This window comes from Streptococcus oralis, assembly GCF_019929345.1.
Classification (GTDB): Bacteria; Bacillota; Bacilli; order Lactobacillales; family Streptococcaceae; genus Streptococcus.
The window spans coordinates 1-576 of record NZ_JAHZPJ010000041.1 but is presented as its reverse complement, the minus strand read 5'-3'; the positions used below and the strand labels follow the sequence as shown (position 1 = coordinate 576).

At 45.1% G+C, this 576-nt stretch carries 1 protein-coding gene; it reads right to left on the bottom strand.

All coding sequences use genetic code 11. The features are described from left to right. Nucleotides 1–355: 355 nt before the first annotated feature. A partial coding sequence (gene mobA, locus K1I97_RS10125; RefSeq protein WP_171755431.1) for a plasmid mobilization protein MobA occupies nt 356–576 on the bottom strand: 221 nt, incomplete at its 5' end.

Here is a 576-nt window from a genome sequence, read left to right as displayed (position 1 = left end):
AGAAGTATAATTATTATCAATGTTAAAAAAACCACCGAATAATTCACTTATCCCCCCACTCTCCTTTGCCTCATCAATAAAAAACAGAACAATTATACATCAAAACAAACAGTTACATCCCCTTCACTCCAATACTTTTAACATAATCCCTTAATTGTACGCACCACTGAAACGCGCTGAACGCGATTCTGACGCAGACACCGCAAAAAGAGATGTTTTACCCCGGAAAAACAGGAAGGATGCGTCAGGATCGTTTTCAGCTCGCTGCATAGCTATGCATGAAAGCGAATGGTGATCACTTTGGGAGCTTACGGTGTTCATACCGTCTGTTTTCGACAGTTTTCTCTCCGGGAAGCTAATCTGCCATAAGCCTGGATAACAGGGCACGGTGATACTCCGTAATAGCGATCAGCACCTCCGCATATTCCCTGTCCCCGACACGCTTGCCGTCGATAAAGAGTTTTTTCTGTAACGCCCCCAGTCTCATAACTTCTTTCAGCACCCGATCATCAGTCAGTGAGTTAACTTTCTTACCGAGAGCTGCCGCCCGTAAAAAACCGGAAACGGTCTTGCCGC